13 protein-coding genes are annotated in these 17,611 nt (G+C 32.7%); 10 read left to right on the plus strand and 3 right to left on the minus strand.

Going from position 1 to position 17,611, the window contains the following annotated elements; all coding sequences use genetic code 11:
• The first annotated feature begins 32 nt into the window (after positions 1-32).
• The 5 genes from ACEN92_RS01905 to ACEN92_RS01925 all read left to right on the plus strand — a co-directional run bounded on the left by ACEN92_RS01905 (position 33) and on the right by ACEN92_RS01925 (position 7,033).
• Positions 33-1,409, plus strand: coding sequence for a DUF4302 domain-containing protein (locus tag ACEN92_RS01905; RefSeq protein ID WP_495640675.1), 1,377 nt, complete (start codon positions 33-35; stop codon positions 1,407-1,409).
• Positions 1,410-2,151: 742 nt separating this feature from the next.
• Positions 2,152-2,898 carry a 3-oxoacyl-[acyl-carrier-protein] reductase gene (gene fabG / locus ACEN92_RS01910; RefSeq protein WP_495640676.1) on the plus strand — a complete coding sequence of 249 codons (747 nt, stop codon included), beginning with the start codon at positions 2,152-2,154 and terminating at the stop codon, positions 2,896-2,898.
• Positions 2,899-2,984: 86 nt separating this feature from the next.
• Positions 2,985-5,012 carry a hypothetical protein gene (locus tag ACEN92_RS01915; RefSeq protein WP_495640677.1) on the plus strand — a complete coding sequence of 676 codons (2,028 nt, stop codon included), beginning with the start codon at positions 2,985-2,987 and terminating at the stop codon, positions 5,010-5,012.
• A gap of 84 nt (positions 5,013-5,096) precedes the next feature.
• Positions 5,097-5,993: a LysR family transcriptional regulator gene (locus ACEN92_RS01920; protein WP_495640678.1), complete on the plus strand. Its 897-nt coding sequence runs from the start codon at positions 5,097-5,099 to the stop codon at positions 5,991-5,993.
• 74 nt (positions 5,994-6,067) lie between these two features.
• Positions 6,068-7,033 carry a YeiH family protein gene (locus tag ACEN92_RS01925; protein ID WP_495640679.1) on the plus strand — a complete coding sequence of 322 codons (966 nt, stop codon included), beginning with the start codon at positions 6,068-6,070 and terminating at the stop codon, positions 7,031-7,033.
• A gap of 224 nt (positions 7,034-7,257) precedes the next feature.
• Here the strand turns inward: ACEN92_RS01925 and ACEN92_RS01930 are convergent, their stop codons facing one another.
• Positions 7,258-8,214: a hypothetical protein gene (locus ACEN92_RS01930; RefSeq protein ID WP_495640680.1), complete on the minus strand. Its 957-nt coding sequence runs from the start codon at positions 8,212-8,214 to the stop codon at positions 7,258-7,260.
• 173 nt (positions 8,215-8,387) lie between these two features.
• On the opposite strand from ACEN92_RS01930, the gene ACEN92_RS01935 reads away from it, so the two are divergent.
• Positions 8,388-9,386, plus strand: coding sequence for a zinc dependent phospholipase C family protein (locus ACEN92_RS01935; RefSeq protein ID WP_495640681.1), 999 nt, complete (start codon positions 8,388-8,390; stop codon positions 9,384-9,386).
• A 90-nt stretch (positions 9,387-9,476) separates the two neighbouring features.
• Here ACEN92_RS01935 and ACEN92_RS01940 read toward each other — a convergent pair whose 3' ends face one another.
• Together ACEN92_RS01940 and ACEN92_RS01945 are read right to left on the minus strand one after the other, a co-directional pair.
• Positions 9,477-10,097 carry an MCP four helix bundle domain-containing protein gene (locus tag ACEN92_RS01940; RefSeq protein ID WP_495640682.1) on the minus strand — a complete coding sequence of 207 codons (621 nt, stop codon included), beginning with the start codon at positions 10,095-10,097 and terminating at the stop codon, positions 9,477-9,479.
• Between the two features lie 299 nt (positions 10,098-10,396).
• A complete protein-coding gene (locus tag ACEN92_RS01945; RefSeq protein WP_495640683.1) occupies positions 10,397-12,487 on the minus strand; it encodes an LTA synthase family protein in 2,091 nt (696 codons plus the stop codon).
• Between the two features lie 204 nt (positions 12,488-12,691).
• Here ACEN92_RS01945 and ACEN92_RS01950 point away from each other — a divergent pair, with 204 nt between their 5' ends.
• The 4 genes from ACEN92_RS01950 to hisD all read left to right on the plus strand — a co-directional run bounded on the left by ACEN92_RS01950 (position 12,692) and on the right by hisD (position 17,597).
• Complete coding sequence (locus ACEN92_RS01950; protein WP_495640684.1) at positions 12,692-13,354, plus strand: response regulator transcription factor; 663 nt, start codon at positions 12,692-12,694, stop codon at positions 13,352-13,354.
• 3 nt (positions 13,355-13,357) lie between these two features.
• Positions 13,358-14,749, plus strand: coding sequence for a sensor histidine kinase (locus ACEN92_RS01955; protein ID WP_495640685.1), 1,392 nt, complete (start codon positions 13,358-13,360; stop codon positions 14,747-14,749).
• Between the two features lie 593 nt (positions 14,750-15,342).
• Entirely contained in the window at positions 15,343-16,200 is an 858-nt protein-coding gene (hisG, locus tag ACEN92_RS01960; protein WP_495640686.1) for an ATP phosphoribosyltransferase, read from the plus strand.
• A gap of 104 nt (positions 16,201-16,304) precedes the next feature.
• Positions 16,305-17,597 carry a histidinol dehydrogenase gene (gene hisD, locus ACEN92_RS01965; RefSeq protein ID WP_495640687.1) on the plus strand — a complete coding sequence of 431 codons (1,293 nt, stop codon included), beginning with the start codon at positions 16,305-16,307 and terminating at the stop codon, positions 17,595-17,597.
• Positions 17,598-17,611 lie beyond the last annotated feature (14 nt).

A 17,611-nucleotide genomic window follows, 5' to 3' on the forward strand; every position in this document is an offset into this window, starting at 1 on the left:
TTGAATTTAGGATAACTAAAAAAGAAAACATTATGAAAATAAAAAATATATTTAGGTTTCTAATTATAGCCTTTTTTGCTGCACAATTAGGATCCTGCGATAGTAATGAAGCAGAACAAAAATTTGATAAGACGCCTGTTGAAAGAATAAATGCCAAAAAAAAAGAACTTAATGATGTCTTGCTTTCGTCTGAGTATGGATGGAAGGCAGTTTATTTTACAGATAATACACAACTTGGCGGATTTACACATTTGTTTAAATTTTCTGCTGACGGAAAAGTAGCTATGGCATCTGATTTTGATAGTGATACCAATACTTATAACAGTGATTACAGTATTGAGATGGGCAGCACAGTTAGTTTATTATTCTCTACCAAAAACAGAATACACCTGTTATCCGATTCAAATAATTATCCTACGGAGTTATTGAAAGGTAAAGGATACAAAGGAGATTTTCAGTTTTTATATTACGGACAGGAAAATGGTGAAATAATTTTTAGAACCAATCGTAGTTTTCAGGAATTGCGCTTCGTAAAAGCAACAGCTGAAGATTGGACAGATCTGGAACTACATACTGAAATGGCCCAAAATGTAAAAGGTTCGGATGAGCGCCCTCTTTTTAGATTATTGGAAATTAATGACGGTACCGGGATTCGTAAATTAGACTTTAATTATGCTTCAAATACTCGATTTGCAACTGCAAATTCTGTAGAACAAGGTTACAATATAAGTTATAATATGGGTATTGCTTTCACAAAAACAGGTATTATTGTAAGTCCGGCTGTAGTAGTCAACAACCAGGAATTAACCGAATTTATTTATGATGATAGTACCGGGGGGTTTACTGCAACCGGTACAGACGGAGTGAGTGCTGTAATTAAATATAGTACAAAACCTTTGATTTTAACGGATGATTATAAATTGCTGTTACCCGGAGGAGGAAATAATGTCTATGCTTATCAGCGTGGTCTTACAGAATCTGAAGCAGCAAACTCTCCATTGTTTTTATCTTTATTAGAAGACATAGAGAAAGCCATTGGAGTACCGCTTATAAGAGCACAGCTTTGGTTTAATAATCCTGATGGGACTAATTATATCGAATACAGAAGATCTGTTGACGACGAAACTGAAAAAAGGTATTATCACTACTTTACCGTAAAAGAAGATGATGCAAACAAAACCGTTACATTTATTCCGGGTGTTTGGAAATCAGGTACTGCACTTGCTGGAGCTTCAGGTATGGATCCAGAAGGGCCGGCAATCCCGCGTCCATCTTTCTTAAAAGCGCTTGATGATGAATTTATGAATCCTTATGGTTTTTATTTTGCTGAAATACAGACTATTGGCTTTAGAGGGTATACTTTTACAAGTACTACAATTCCTTTTAGAATGGTTGCTAACTCTCTTTAAAAATTAATTAAACACGATTTAAAAGAAAAACACCATAAGTTTTGTTGTCATGACACTGCTGATTTTATTGGAGAAGAACTTCCAAAAACAAATCGGTCACACTCTTGATGAGAAAACTATGTTCTGATATAAAACGATCCGCATTATACCAATATTTGTCCGGTAAACGCGAGATCAAACAATCCCAACTCTGGTAGAAGTGCCTACTATTTTTAAAAGCCGTCTCAACCTAAAATTTGAGGCGGTTTTTTCATATTAAATAAATTTTACTTTAAAAGGATGAGTATTGAAATACACGTTTAATATACGAAATCGTCTTAGAATTGATATTTCCTCAAAATAACTTAAAACTACTAATTATGAGAATAGCAATGTTTATAATTTTCGTTCTGGTTGTTATCCTGATTTGTGACAATGACGATTACACCAAACACAATTAAACTAACAAAAGAACTACTACTTTAGATAATTACACCGGACACAAAAAGATAAATGGTTTGTATCATTATTATAATGGTGTATATATTCGATTATTATGCCCTGAGTTGAGCAGAGACCGTTTTTTAGTCAGATATAAAATTTAAATGACATTGTTTAAAGGTTATTGCAATTGTTATTTTTTTAAAAAGGGAATTATCATATATTTGACAACTCATTCAAAGCCCCTGAATGAACCTTTTTGTGATGTAATAATCATTAAAAAGATAATAGCTAAAAATAAAAAAAAAATTAATTTTTGAATATGAAATTATTAGAAGGAAAAGTTGCCATTATTACTGGTGCCAGTCGTGGAATTGGAAGAGGAATTGCCGAAGTTTTTGCTAAACACGGTGCTAATGTTGCCTTTACTTACAGTTCATCTGTAGAATCTGCTCAGGCATTAGAATCTGAATTGAACGGTTTGGGTATTAAAGCAAAAGGTTACCAGTCGAATGCGGCGGATTTTAATGAAGCTCAGACTTTTGTTGATGCAGTTTTGGCTGATTTCGGAACAGTGGATATTTTGATTAACAATGCCGGAATTACAAAAGATAATCTGTTGATGCGTATGTCTGAAGCAGATTTTGATCAGGTAATTAATGTTAACTTGAAATCTGTTTTTAATATGACAAAAGCGATTCAAAAAACTTTTCTGAAACAACGTGCCGGTTCAATCATCAATATTAGTTCAGTAGTAGGAGTTTCCGGAAATGCAGGACAAACCAATTATGCAGCGTCAAAAGCCGGTGCAATAGGTTTTACAAAATCGGTAGCATTAGAGTTGGGGTCTCGTAATATTCGCTGTAACGCAATCGCTCCGGGATTTATTGAAACAGAAATGACTGCAAAATTACCTGAAGATGTAGTGAAAGGCTGGAGAGACGGGATTCCGTTGAAACGTGGTGGGACTACTGAAGATGTTGCTAATGCTTGTCTTTTCCTTGCTTCAGACATGAGCGCTTATGTTACAGGCCAGGTTTTAAATGTTTGTGGAGGAATGCTAACATAAGGAACTGAGGTTCTGAGTTGCAAAGGTTCAAAGGTTTTATTTTGAGATCTTTGAATATTAAATCTTTCAATCATTAAATTAACTATATGACTACAAACACGATTCTATTATTATTACTTTCTTTAGTAATAGCTGGCGGTTTGTCGTATTTTCAATATTTTTTCAAAGCCAAAAGTAAATCCAAAGTGATTTTCCTTTTGGCTTTTTTACGTTTTCTGGCCATTTTCGGGTTGTTGCTGTTATTGATTAACCCAATTATTACCAAAAATACACTTGAAGTTACTAAAACACCTTTGGCAATTGCAGTCGATAATTCGAGTTCAATTACCACTTTAAAATCAGATAAAAAAGCAACTGAATTATATCAGAAACTGATTTCAAACCCTGCACTTCAGGAAAAATTTGAAATTCAGTCCTATCAGTTTGATGCTGATTTTAAACCGTCGGATAAGTTTGATTTTAAAGGAAAGCAGACCAATCTTGATGAGGTTGCGAAAAATTTAAAAAGCATCAATAAAAATCTGATTTTTCCAACAGTTATTATTACTGACGGGAACCAGACGACAGGAAACGATTATGTTTATCGTTTTGATCCTGCCAATAAAGTTTATCCTTTGGTTGTGGGAGATACAACCACTTTTTTGGACTTAAAAATTAATCAGCTTAACGTAAATAAATACGCTTTTCATAAAAATAAATTTCCGGTAGAAGTTTTTCTGCAATATGCCGGAGATAAAAGTATAAATGCTGATTTTACAATTTCACAGGGAAACAGCGTCGTTGCGAGAGAAAAAGTTTCTTTTTCACCTTCTAAAAAAACGGCGACCTTAAATTTACTTTTGTCTGCTGATAAAGTAGGTTTACAGGTTTTTAAAGCGACTGTTTCTTCTAACGCAAAAGAAAAAAACAGCTATAATAATGTTAAGAATTTTGCGGTTGAAGTAATCGATCAAAAGTCGACAATTGCTATAGTTTCGTCTATAAATCACCCTGATATTGCGGCACTGAAACGTTCAATTGAAACTAATGCACAGCGTAAAGTGATATTGGCGAAACCTAACGAATTGAATTTACTGCAGGATTGTTCGGTTTTGGTTTTATATCAGCCGAATAGTGCTTTTAAACCTGTTTTTGATAACAACAAATTAGCAGCTGTAAATACTTTTATTATTACCGGAACCAACACCGATTTTAATTTTCTGGACCAGCAGCAAAATAGTCTGGCATTTCAAATGAGTAATCAAAAAGAAGATTATTTATCCGAATTTCAATCCCAGTTTAATTTGTTTGCTATTGATAATATTGGTTTTGAAAATTTTCCGCCGTTGCAGAATCTATTTGGAACAATTACAACTAAGGGAAATATCTCGGTTTTACTTTCGTCTAAAATCAGAAATGTTTCTACGAATGCGCCTTTATTGGCTTTCGCCGAAAATCAAGGCAAGCGAACTGCTTTTCTTTTAGGAGAAAACAGCTGGAAATGGCGTTTGCAAAGTCATATCGATAATCAGTCGTTTGAAAAATATGATGTTTTTATAGACAAGATTATTCAGTATTTGTCAACATCAGCTTCAAAAAAGTCTTTGGTGGTAGAGCACGAAAGTTTTTATAATTCCGGAGAAGCCATTGTAATCAATGCGCAATACTTCAATAAAAACTATGAGTTTGATGAAAAAGCAAGACTTACCATCACCGTTACAAATGCAGAGACAAAGCAAACTAAAAACTATGATTTACTAAAAGGCAATAATTCTTTCTCGGCAAATTTAGACGGTTTACCAGCCGGAAAATATAGTTTTACAGTTAAGGAATTAAATTCAAACACTTCATATTCCAGTCGTTTTGAGATTTTGGATTTCGATATCGAAAAGCAATTTGTAAATCCGGATGTTCAAAAACTGAAGCAATTGGCATTGCAAACCAATGGAAAAGCCTTTTTCGAAAATCAGATTGATGATTTGATTCATACACTTTTAGAAAATAAAGAATACAAATCGATAGAGAAGAAAATCTCAACCAAAACACCTTTAATTGACTGGGTTTGGTTATTAATTTTAATTACTGTTTTATTAACTATGGAATGGTTTGTTAGGAAATATAATGGGATGCTTTAAAATAGTGGCAAAGGTTCATAGAGACAAAGGTTCAAAGTTTTTACTTAACTTGAAACTTGAAACAAAAACAAACAAAAAAATCAAATGGATTTCAGGCTAAAAGTTTTCTACACCGTTGCACTCCGCCTTAACTTTACTAAAGCGGCAACAGAATTGTATATTACGCAGCCAGCCGTTTCCAAACATATTCAGGAACTCGAAGAAACCTATAAAACCAAGCTTTTTGAACGAAATGGTTCTAAAATTGCCTTAACGTCAGCCGGAAAAATTCTGTTGAAACACACTAAAAACATCTTTGAAATTTACCGCGAAATTGATTTTGATATGAGTTCTTTTATCAATGAACGCCAGGGTTTATTGAGGTTAGGAGCGAGTACGACTATTTCGCAATATATTATTTCGCCGGTTTTGGCGCGATTTCATCAAAAACAACAGGATATAAAAGTCAATTTACTGAACGGAAATACGGAGCAAATAGAAAACGCCTTAATCAATAAAGAAATCGAAATCGGAATTGTTGAAGGACAGTCTAAAAATCAGTCCATTAAATATGTTCCGTTTATAAAAGACGAATTGGTTTTGGTTTGCAATACCAAAAATCCTTTGGTAAAACAAAATGAAATTTCATTGAATGATTTAAAATCGATGAAATTCATAACCCGGGAACGTGGCTCAGGAACACTTGAAGTTATAGAATATGCGTTAAAACAGGTTGGTGTAAAATTAACCGACTTGCAAATCGAAATGCAGTTGGGAAGTACAGAAAGTATAAAATCGTATTTGCTGAATTCAGATTGTTTTGCTTTCATGTCAGTACATGCGGTTGATAAAGAGCTTAAAAATAATGAATTGATTGTTTTGGATGTTGAAGGTTTAACTATCGAAAGATATTTTTACATCATTACATTACTCGGAAAATCGGATTCTTTATCAGAATTATTTATTCAAAATATCTCCTCTTACTATAACCTGAAATTATAGCCGATTGTATTTTACGATTGGCGAATTCAATATAAAGGGCTGACCTTTGTAAGGTAAATATCAATTACCTTATTTTGAAAACAGAACAATATACAGCGTCTCATTTATTTGAAGTTAACCTTTTTCTTCAGCAAATTATCTTTGGTGCAGTAATCTTATTATGTCTGTTTTCGATTATTTCACCGCCAATTGCTTTATTATTAGGAGTTTTAATAGTGAATGTTTTTGGAAATCCGTTTCTGGCATTCAATCATAAAGTCATTACATTTTTATTACAATTCTCAGTTGTCGGATTAGGCTTTGGAATGAATGCAGCAAGCGCAGTTTCAGCCGGAAAAGAAGGCTTTTTGCTGACGATATTCTCAATATTCAGCACTTTGGTTTTCGGAACGCTTTTAGGAAAATGGTTCAAAACCGATAAAAAAACGTCACATTTAATTTCGTGTGGAACCGCAATTTGCGGTGGAAGTGCCATCGCAGCTATTTCTCCCGTAATCAAATCAAACGAAAATCAGACATCAATTGCTTTGGGGGTCATTTTTATATTAAATTCAATCGCTTTATTCGCTTTTCCGTTCATCGGTCACCAACTTGATTTATCTCAAAAAGATTTTGGTTTATGGTGTGCCATTGCCATTCACGACACCAGTTCAGTAGTGGGTGCAGCCAATAAATATGGAGCCGAAGCTTTGCAGATTGCAACAACCGTAAAATTAGCAAGGGCTTTATGGATTATTCCAATTTCAATTTTTACAGCCATTTTATTCAAAAATAAAAACAGCAAAATCAAGATTCCTTACTTTATTGGATTGTTTATTTTGGCAATGCTTTTTAATACTTATGTGCCTGCAACTGCCATTATTGCACCGCATATAGTTGGTATTGCCAAAATTGGTTTAACCATTACTTTGTTTCTTATCGGAGCTACTTTAAATGTAAATACTCTAAAATCAGTAGGAGTGAAGCCATTGTTGCAGGGTGTTTTCCTTTGGATATTTATTGCAGGTTTAGGTTTGGTTTCGATTCTCTATTTAGCCTAAACCTGTTAGGTGTAATTCAAAATAGCTGTCAGGCTGAGTCCGTTCGGCTTCGCTCAGATAAACTTAGTCGAAGCCTTTTTGAATCCTAAAGCCTTCGGCTCCGCTCAGGTTGACATTGATTTCTGAAAGTAAAGATGTTTTACCCAAACTTATGCTTTTGATTTATTCTTTTTTATATCAAATAAGATTTTTCATCAATTACACCCAATGGGTTGAGCAAATATTTATTTTACATTTGAAAATTTCACAACAGGTTTGCCTGCGATGTTATAACGTTTTCCTTTAAATGAAAACCGTTTTTCAATTACAAAATTAAATTGTCTTTTCGTCTTGGCCATTTCGGCAACTTCGCTTGGCACATCTACCTCGTAATCATCTTCAGTGCCTTTTGCTTTTTTATAGAATCCGGTTGTTGTAATAGCAAAATCCCTGAAATGTTTTTTGTTATTATCATTAATTACCTTGAAAGAGCTCGACCATTCTGTATTCCCTTCACCATTATTTGAAAGTCTGTAATTATTTACCTCCATTAAGGGTTGGTATTTTCCATCAAAGCCTGCAATAAGATAGAGATAACCGGTATAAGGAGCACCGGCGCCTCCATTGGCATGTATTAATGTAAAAGCATATTGATCTTCTCCAATTTGCACAAGTTTTAAGGCAGGGATACTGGCAAAAGAACCAAAAGCGGCAATTGCGGGTTGAAAAGATTTCATCTCCCATGTATTTCCGTTTTTTGCAAATTTAGCTAAACCCAAAAGTCCTCCGCTAAAACGACTGGTCTGTAATCCATCAGCATCATAAACAGAATGATTAAAAACTAACATTTTGAATTGATTTCCTTTTGAATCCGAATAATTAATGGTAGTATCAAGTCTGGTAGCAACACCTTCTGTATATGGGAATAGCTGGTCTCCTTCAACTTCATTAACATCAGTATAGGCAACAGGTTTACAGCTTTTGCATTTCCAGCTCACAAAAGTATTGTGATCTGACATTTTATATAATTTACCGGGGAATAACTCTTGCATTGTTTTGATTCCATCCAAAGGATCAGTTATTTTCAACGTTCGTTTTGTATTTAAAATGGTATCACTAACATTTTTTAATTGCACAATATCGTCTTGTGCTGAACAAATAGTGAATATCAGGAAAAAAATAACAGATTGAAACAGGCGCATATATTAAAATTTAAAGTAAAACTGTGACGAATTTACAAAGAAACTTTTAATATGAACTTATATCACTCATATGGTTTTAAAAATCACAAAAATTAAATTAACACAATATTAATTAGTATTCTTTTGAATTATCTTTAAATGAAATAAATTTGTGCCTCAAACAAAAACTTCAAATGAAAAACTTTAAAATCAAACCAAAATTCTTTGCTTTTTTTGCATTAGGAATTGGATTTTTGACATTATCATGGGGAATCGTCGGTCACGAACGCATAAATAAAGCGGCAGTTATGGCTTTACCTCAACCACTACAAGTATTTTTTTATAATCATATTGATTTTATTACTCAGGAAGCTTCTGTTCCGGACATTCGTAAGTATGCCTTAAAATACAAAGACGAAAATCCAAGACATTATATTGATCTTGAAAATTTCGGTTCAATTGACAGTCTGCCAAAAACACTGGATGAAGCAACTAAAAAATACGATTCCAAATTCCTGAATGACAACGGAATTTTGCCTTGGTATATCGAAGATATGATGTTAAAATTAACCAAAGCATTCAAAGATAAAAACAGAGCCGAAATTTTGTTTCTGGCTGCAGATTTGGGACATTATATTGGTGATGCACATATGCCATTGCATACTTCTGCAAACCATGACGGACAATTGAGTGACCAAAAAGGAATTCATGCACTTTGGGAAAGCAGATTACCGGAGTTATTCGTTAAAAATTATAAATTGAATGTCCCGGAAGCTCATTATTATGAAAATGTCCACAATGCAATATGGGACATGATTAAAGATACACACAGTTTAGTAGAACCTTTATTGGCAGTTGATAAAAAATTAAGAACTTCGACTCCTGAAAATAAGGTTTTTGTGGTTGATACAGACGGAAAAGTGATTAAAAATAAATACAATTCGGCTAAGTTCTCAGATGAGTATGCAGCAAAATTGCACACTGAACTTAACGGAATGGTCGAAAATCAAATGAAAAAGGCAATCACCGCAACAGCAAGTTTTTGGTACACAGCCTGGGTAAATGCTGGCAAACCCGATTTAAGTGATTTAGATGCTCCGGAATTGACCAAACGTAACAGTAAAGCTTTAAGGCAAGATACAAAACTATATAAAAAAGGAAATCTTTTCGGGATGCAGAATCAAAATGACTAATGTAGTTTCTAAATTTTCTTAATACCAAAAACCCTGTAAAATACTATTTTTACAGGGTTTTTAAATATATAGAATTCTTAAAATCAGGTTTTAATTTAAGCTGGGGGATTCGGGAATCTTAATGTTCCTTTTATGATTTTTTGTAATCAGTAAATAAAAAGTAATACCTCCTAAAACGATAAGCAGAGCAATCTGCAATTGTCCAAAACTATTATTGCTATTATACATTGCATTCGCACTGGCCAGTTTTGCCTTTCCTTCCTTAACCTGAATTTCAGAAAGGTAATTAAGTGTTTTTAAAGCCTCATCACTCGATTGGAGTACCAAATCCCAATTTTTATTTGCTGCCTGCCTGTCAATTTCAGAACAGGATAATAAAAAAGCCTCAAAATGAATTTTTTCTTTTGGTGTCAAAACTGTTTTAACATACAACTTATCAATCGTATGTATAGTTTCTAAAGAAGTACTGATTTCTCTATTTTTATTTACGTCATTTAATTTTGCCTTTTGGGCTTCGGTTTTAATAAAATCAATTTCATTGGCATATTGAAAAATGTAATACGCTACAACAAGTCTGTCATTATAAATCGCATTGATATTTTCATTAACTTTTTTCGAATTTTGCAGCGTATTAAAATTACTCAATATGATGATCAGCATAATAATGAGTAAAATAAAAGCAGCTTTTGTCTTATTACTATATTTTTTCAAAATTTCCCTCATTATACCTTAGTCAATAATTCATAAACATCTCTTTATCAAAGATATAGAATTTACTGCATATTGAAAAATGGCAAGCTACCCTATTTCATATAAGTATTTGTGATTTTTTAAGGAGTTGTTCCTGCTGTCCGCTGTATCTTTTGTGGTCTCGTTCGAAAAAAAACGAGACTACAAAAGGATGCCGCTTCCATCAGGGCTATTATAGATTTTTATCAGAAATAAAAAAGAAAAGAAATTTCCCAATCTAAAAACCCAATAACCTTTGTTTACAAATTTATTAGCTGAAACTACTTTTGATATTTTTTCTCCTTCAACATATACGAAGCAATTTGATAAAACGAAATAGTCTCATTTACCAAATCAGTTCTTTCTGCTTTTAACGGTTTTTCATCATAATGAATCTGATATTCGGGAGCAATACCTTTTTTCTGATTCAAATGCAATTCAAATTGTCTTACTTGTTGTTTAGGAGATAAAATGGTTAAAACATTGTCTTTTATAAAACCTAAATCTTCATAAGTCGCAATAAAAGCTCTTGGTTTATAATCTGACTTTAAAACATCCTGACCAAAAAATTTACTTTGGTAATTGAAATGCAATAACCCAAAAACAGTTGGCATAAGATCAATCTGAGATACTAATTTTGTACATTTTTCAGGTTTGATTTCCGGGCTGTAAATAAAAGCCGGAATCCTGTATTTATCCATTGGTAATTCTGTTTTTCCGGCACTTGATGCGCAATGATCGGCAACAAATACAAAAACGGTATTATTAAACCAGGGTTGTTTACTCGCCATTTCGAAGAATTTCCTTAGCGAATAATCAGTGTATTTTACACCTCCGTTACGTGATTTTATATCGCCGGGAATATCAATTTTATTATTAGGATAGGTAAAAGGCCTGTGGTTGCTCACCGTCATGATATGATTAAAGAAAGGTTTGTTTTCCTTTGCTTCAGCATTCATAACTTTTATGGCTTTATTATACATATCTTCATCACAGACACCCCAAACATTAGAAAATGTGATTTCCTCTGGTGCAAAGCTTGATTTGTCGATGATTTGGTATCCGTTTCCCGAATAAAAATCCTGCATATTATCAAAAAAAGCATCGCCGCCATACATAAATTTCACATTGTAGCCCTTTTGTTTGAAAATAGCACCGGTAGAAAATTTATTTTTATTGTCTTCTCGTTTTACCACACTTTCACCGGCAGTAGGAGGCAAACATAAAGTAACAGCCTCAAGTCCGCGAACAGTACGGTTTCCTGCAGCATATAAATTGGTAAACTGAAGGCTTTTTTGAGCTAAACTATCCAAAAATGGTGTTATGTTTTCTTTGTTTCCATACATTTTCATGAATTCGGCACTGTAACTTTCAATTGTAAAAAGAATTACATTTTTATGATTTTCTGTCGAATCGCTGCTTATTACCCTTATTATATTTTCTCCGGAAATAGCTGGGAGCTGCTGCTTTAAAACAGCAAAAGACCTTTTGCTTTCCAGTGTTTTATAGAATTTAAAATAATCTAATTTGTTATTCTGAAAAGCTAAATAAAATTTATATAATCCGTTAGACTGTAATTCATTAACAAAAACATTTTTAGAATTTTCTGTTTTGGCTAATAGTGGAACAACAGCTAATGAAATCAAAAACAAAATGATATAAAGCGCCGAAATTTTTATTTTTTGGCCTAAAGTTGGAATCTTGTCAATATAAATTCTGGAATTTTTCAGAATAAAATAAGTAACAATTCCCGTTATTAAAAACAAAGCTGAAAATATAGGTACAACTGGATATGACTGCATAATATTCCCGATGACTTCATTAGTGTAAATCAAATAGTTTACAGCAATAAAGTTATATTTTACACCAAATTCATTCCAAAAGAAATATTCGCTTATTGCATTTTGAAGAATCAATAAAACATATAAAAAGATCACAAAGGCAAATAGCCAAAACCTGATTTTTGCCCTTTTTCTTGGTAAAAACAAAAACAACGCAAATAAAATTGTTTTGATTCCGATGAAAATAAGAACAATTTTCGGTAATGCGCCTCCATACTCATCTAAAATACTTTTTCCTGAAGCAACATACAGAAATAAGGTAATAAAAATGCCCAGAATAATATAGCCTGATGGCTTGTTATATTTAGAATCTGAGATAAAAATTAAATAAAGCCATAAAAACAGACTGGCAATTATAAAAACAAAAAAATCCGATAATAAACCCAGACTAAAAATTTTCAGACTTTCAATAAGCGTAAATGAACTTTGTGTAATAGGATGAAAAAATAAAACAATCCGCAATAGGAAACTGATAATAAAATAAAAGACAGCAAGATTGTAAAAAGGAGAAAGTTTTTTGTAAAATATCATGTACTTTTTTTTGTAAAATTAATTTTGACTGATTAATTTCAGATTAAGATGAGCTATTACTTACTTAACACAACCTTAAAATTTACTTAAGATAGCTGTGTTTTTTTATTGTAATGGTTTACGCATTTCCGCAACACAAAATATTTATCTTTGACAGATAGAAAGTATTATAAATATATACATAAAATCTTAATAAAAATAGAAATGCATATTTTAATAATTGAAGATGAGTCAGGAATCGTTCAGTTTTTGCAACAGGGCTTAGAAGAAGAAGGATATCAGATAACAACAGCCAATGATGGTTTGAAAGGATTTGAACTGACTCAAAACCAGCAATTTGATTTGATCTTATTAGATTGGATGCTGCCTAAGATTAATGGTTTGGATTTATGTAAAGCCATCAGGATTAAAAACGCTACAACTCCAATTATTTTTTTGACTGCAAAGGATACCGTTCAGGAAACTGTTGAAGGTTTAAAAGCCGGAGCTAATGATTATATCAAAAAGCCTTTTAGTTTTGAAGAATTAACAGAACGCATTAAAGTTCATTTCAGATATCAAAAAGGATCAGAAATTTTGACTTTGGGAACTATTAAAATTGATTTGTCGAAATATATTGTTTTAAAAAATGAAGAAAAAGTTTCACTAACACAAAGGGAATTCGAATTGTTGTCCTATCTCGTTCAGAATAAAGGAAAAGTGTGTACACGAAACCAGATTTTAAAAGATGTTTGGGAGATAAATTTTGAATATGATACCGGTGTTATTGATGTTTTTATGAATGCCATCAGAAAGAAACTTAATCTGAAGATTGAAGAAGATTATATAAAAACTATACGCGGTGTGGGATACATTGCCAATGATTAAAAAATGACACAGCTTTCCTTTAAAAACAGAATTGCATCAAACTATATTATTACAACCGGATTGTTGATTTTGGTTGTTTTTTTTACACTTTATTCCATAGTAAAGCATGCTGTTTATAGTCATATTGATAATGATATTAAAATAGAAGTGCAGAATCATCTTAATGAAATTAAGATTGTAAATAAGGTTGTAATTCTGGTTGATAAAGAAGAATGGGATGAGCGTGAACATAATACAGTAGATGTTAATCCTGTATTTGTTCAGTTTTTAGATCCAAACAAAAAAGTAATTGAAAAATCGCCAAATCTCAAAAATGAAGTATTGGTGTTTCATGATAGTGTTGAAAATCTTGAACTTTTCGATACGAAAATCAGTAATAACACAATTAGGCAAATTCAGGTTCCGCTTATCATCAAATCAAAAAATATAGGCTATTTGATGGTAGCCATGTCATTAAACGATTCGAGACTGGTGCTCGATAATTTATTTGATATTATGAGTCTGGCTTTTCCGGTCATTTTATTATTGTTGTTTTTTATTGCCCGTTTTTTTGCCGGGAGAAGTATAAAACCTATAAATGCGATTACAAATACATCAAGGAGTATTACAAAAGATAATTTGAAAACAAGAATTCCGTTGCCGAAAAAGCGTGACGAATTGCATACACTTTCTGAAACGATAAACAATTTATTAAATCGTATTGAAGATGCCATAGAACGTGAAAAACAGTTTACCTCTGATGCCTCACATGAACTGAGAACACCTCTAACCGTTATTAAAGGTACTTTGGAAGTGTTGATCCGAAAACCCAGGGATAATAAGGAATATGAAGAGAAAATAAATTATTGTATTAATGAAGTAGACCATTTAAATATGTTGGTTGATCAGTTGCTTTTGCTGGCCCGCTTCGAGAATCAGAAACAAAATATTCTGCCTGAATCGATTTATTTGAATGCTTTGATTTTGGATGTACTGACCTTAAATTCAGATAAAATAAACAATAAAAATATCAATATAAAGCTCGATGTTCAGGATGATTATTACATCAATTCAGATAATTATCTGGTGCTGACAATTCTCAGAAATATTATTTCTAATGCTGTTAAATACACAAATACAGGCGGTGAGGTATCTGTTTCTCTTTCCGGACAAGATGGTGTAGTAATTTGTAAAATTTCAGATAACGGAATCGGAATTGCAAATGAGGACCTGAAAGCTGTTTTCAATCCTTTTTTTAGATCAAATTCATCAGTTCATCCGGAAATAAAAGGAACAGGATTAGGCTTATCAATTGTAAAGCGTTTAACAGAACTGCTTCAGATTACATTTCAGATAGAGAGTAAAATTGATAAAGGAACTACAGTGATTTTAGGGTTTAATGAAAAAATGAAATAGTAACTATTATCTTTAACACATAGGAATATAGATTTGTAAACTCAAAAGAAGGTGTTTCATTGATTTAAAATACACATAGCCAGCTTATGTGAAAGAAATGTATTTCTTTGTATTCTTTTTTTTTAAATAATATCTATGTTTCTATGTGTTAAATCATCCTTTATGAATCACATTCCAATGGGTTATAATAATCTGAGTACAGGTGTCAGTCTGAGCGGAGCCGAAACCCGTTCCAATTGACAAGCCTTCGATTCTCCACAGAATAACAATAATTTCTAAGTATAAGTACTGTGAAAATCTATTAAAAATAGGCCGTAGCTTTTTTTTAACAATAAACTATCGTTAAGTTAAATTAAAAATTGCTTTTTTATGAAATTAACTAGTATATTTGCAACCGAAATCAAAGAATAAAAACAACCAACAATGTTTATAAATCAATTACATCATCATCATTTACATAATTGCTCTCAAGCGATGTGTTAATGATATGGGTGTAAATCATCATATTCTAAAACCCGTTTGAGTACATCAAACGGGTTTTTTATTACCTATTCTTTGTACTCAAATTATTAATTAAACAACAAAAAAGAAAAATGAGTACTTTAAAAATTGCAATTCAAAAATCAGGCCGTTTAAACGAAGACAGCATTCAAATTCTAAAAGATTGTGGTATTTCAATCAATAACGGAAACGATCAGTTAAAAGCAGAAGCTTCCAATTTTCCTTTAGAAGTTTTGTATCTGAGAAATTCAGATATTCCACAGTATTTAATTGACGGAGTGGTAGATCTTGCTATTGTTGGAGATAATTTATTGGTTGAAAAAGGAAAACATATTGAAGTAATCCAGAAACTTGGATTTTCAAAATGTAAAGTTTCTGTTGCTGTTCCTAAGACTTTTGAGTATAACTCTATTCAGGATCTGGCAGGTTTACGAGTTGCAACATCATATCCTAATACTGTAACGGAATATTTTGGTTCATTTGGTTTAACAGTTGATATTCATCAGATTTCGGGATCGGTAGAAATTGCGCCTAACATTGGTCTTGCCGATGCAATCGTAGATATTGTTTCGAGCGGAAGTACCTTGTTCAAAAATAATTTGAAAGAAGTAGAAGTAATTTTGAAAAGTGAAGCAGTTTTAGCGGTTTCTCCAAAGGTTTCTCCGGAAATTCAAAAACACATAGATACCTTAAAATTCAGAATCCAATCTGTTTTAAGAGCCCGAAATTCAAAGTATATCTTAATGAATGTACCAAACGAAAAAATTGACGAAATTGGCAGAATATTGCCGGTTTTGCGTAGTTTGACCGTTTTACCACTGGCTCAGGAAGGCTGGAGCAGTGTTCATTCTGTAATTGACAAAGATACTTTTTGGGATGTTATCGATCAATTAAAAGAAGCCGGAGCTGAAGGAATTCTGGTTTGCCCAATTGAGAAAATGGTTCTTTAGGACTTCGCCCGCTTTAGGCTTTAAGCAATATGCTTTAAGCCAAAAAAACACACAAAGTTAATAAAGCTTATTGCGTATTGCTTAAAGCTTAAAGCATAAAAAAAATGAATAAAATAGACAATCCAAAACCAGATACCTGGTCAGAAATATTGAAAAGACCAACCAAGACTATCGATGATATCGAAGTTACGGTAAAGGAAATTTTTAAGGAAGTACAGAAAAAAGGGGATGAAGCGGTTGCAAAATACACTTCTATTTTTGATGGAATTGCTTTAGATAATTATGAAGTTTCATCAGAAGAAATTGAGGAAGCAATCAATTCAATTTCAACTGAATTAAAAGAAGCAATTCAGTTAGCAAAAAATAATATTTATAAATTTCACACTGCTCAAAAAACAGAAAGAGTTTCAGTTGAAACAATTGAAGGCGTAAACTGCTGGCAGGAAAAAAGACCAATTCAGAAAATTGGTTTGTATATTCCGGGTGGAACAGCACCTTTATTTTCAACAGTTTTAATGCTGGCTGTTCCTGCTGAAATTGCCGGCTGCAAAGAAATTGTTTTATGTTCGCCTCCTGATAAATCCGGAAAAATAAATCCGGCAATTTTATATGCTGCCAATTTATGCGGTGTAACTAAAATATTGAAGGTTGGCGGAATCCAGGCAATTGCCGGAATGACTTTCGGAACACAATCGATTCCGAAAGTGTATAAAATTTTTGGACCCGGAAATCAATTTGTAACCGTAGCAAAACAATTGGCAACACAATTTGGTGTAGCAATCGATATGCCGGCCGGTCCTTCAGAATTGTTGGTTGTCGCTGATGATACAGCTGTTCCGGCTTTTGTAGCATCAGATTTATTATCTCAGGCAGAGCACGGAACAGATAGTCAGGTGATTTTAGTTTCGACTTCAAAAAAACTGATTGATGCTGTTGAAAAGGAAGTTGAGATACAAATTGAGGAACTTCCGAGAAAAGCCATAGCAAAAAAAGCCATAGTAAATTCTAAATTAATTTTTGTTGAAAACGACAAAATTGCGTTGGATTTAATCAATGAATATGGTCCTGAGCATTTTATAATCTGTTCAGAATTTGATGATTTTTATTGTAATGGAGTTCTAAATGCAGGATCGGTTTTTATAGGGAATTATACTCCCGAAAGTGCAGGAGATTATGCTTCAGGAACGAATCATACTTTGCCAACGAATGGATATGCGAAGAATTACAGCGGAGTGAATCTGGATAGTTTTATGAAATCAATGACGTTTCAGAAAATAACAGAACAAGGAATCCGGAATATTGGTAAAGCAATTGAAATTATGGCAGAAGCCGAAGGATTACAGGCACATAAAAATGCTGTAACGTTGAGATTAAAGAGTATTGAACAAAGAAAATAGAAACAAGAAGCAAG

Source organism: Flavobacterium sp. Flavsp81, assembly GCF_059491325.1.

Coding starts and splice junctions, on each gene's coding strand:
- ACEN92_RS01905 (WP_495640675.1), top strand. CDS start 33: ATGAAAATAAAAAATATATTTAGGTTTCTAATTATAGCCTTTTTTGCT.
- ACEN92_RS01930 (WP_495640680.1), bottom strand. CDS start 8,214: ATGCGCCTGTTTCAATCTGTTATTTTTTTCCTGATATTCACTATTTGT.
- ACEN92_RS01920 (WP_495640678.1), top strand. CDS start 5,097: ATGGATTTCAGGCTAAAAGTTTTCTACACCGTTGCACTCCGCCTTAAC.
- ACEN92_RS01950 (WP_495640684.1), top strand. CDS start 12,692: ATGCATATTTTAATAATTGAAGATGAGTCAGGAATCGTTCAGTTTTTG.
- ACEN92_RS01935 (WP_495640681.1), top strand. CDS start 8,388: ATGAAAAACTTTAAAATCAAACCAAAATTCTTTGCTTTTTTTGCATTA.
- fabG (WP_495640676.1), top strand. CDS start 2,152: ATGAAATTATTAGAAGGAAAAGTTGCCATTATTACTGGTGCCAGTCGT.
- ACEN92_RS01945 (WP_495640683.1), bottom strand. CDS start 12,487: ATGATATTTTACAAAAAACTTTCTCCTTTTTACAATCTTGCTGTCTTT.
- hisG (WP_495640686.1), top strand. CDS start 15,343: ATGAGTACTTTAAAAATTGCAATTCAAAAATCAGGCCGTTTAAACGAA.
- ACEN92_RS01915 (WP_495640677.1), top strand. CDS start 2,985: ATGACTACAAACACGATTCTATTATTATTACTTTCTTTAGTAATAGCT.
- hisD (WP_495640687.1), top strand. CDS start 16,305: ATGAATAAAATAGACAATCCAAAACCAGATACCTGGTCAGAAATATTG.
- ACEN92_RS01955 (WP_495640685.1), top strand. CDS start 13,358: ATGACACAGCTTTCCTTTAAAAACAGAATTGCATCAAACTATATTATT.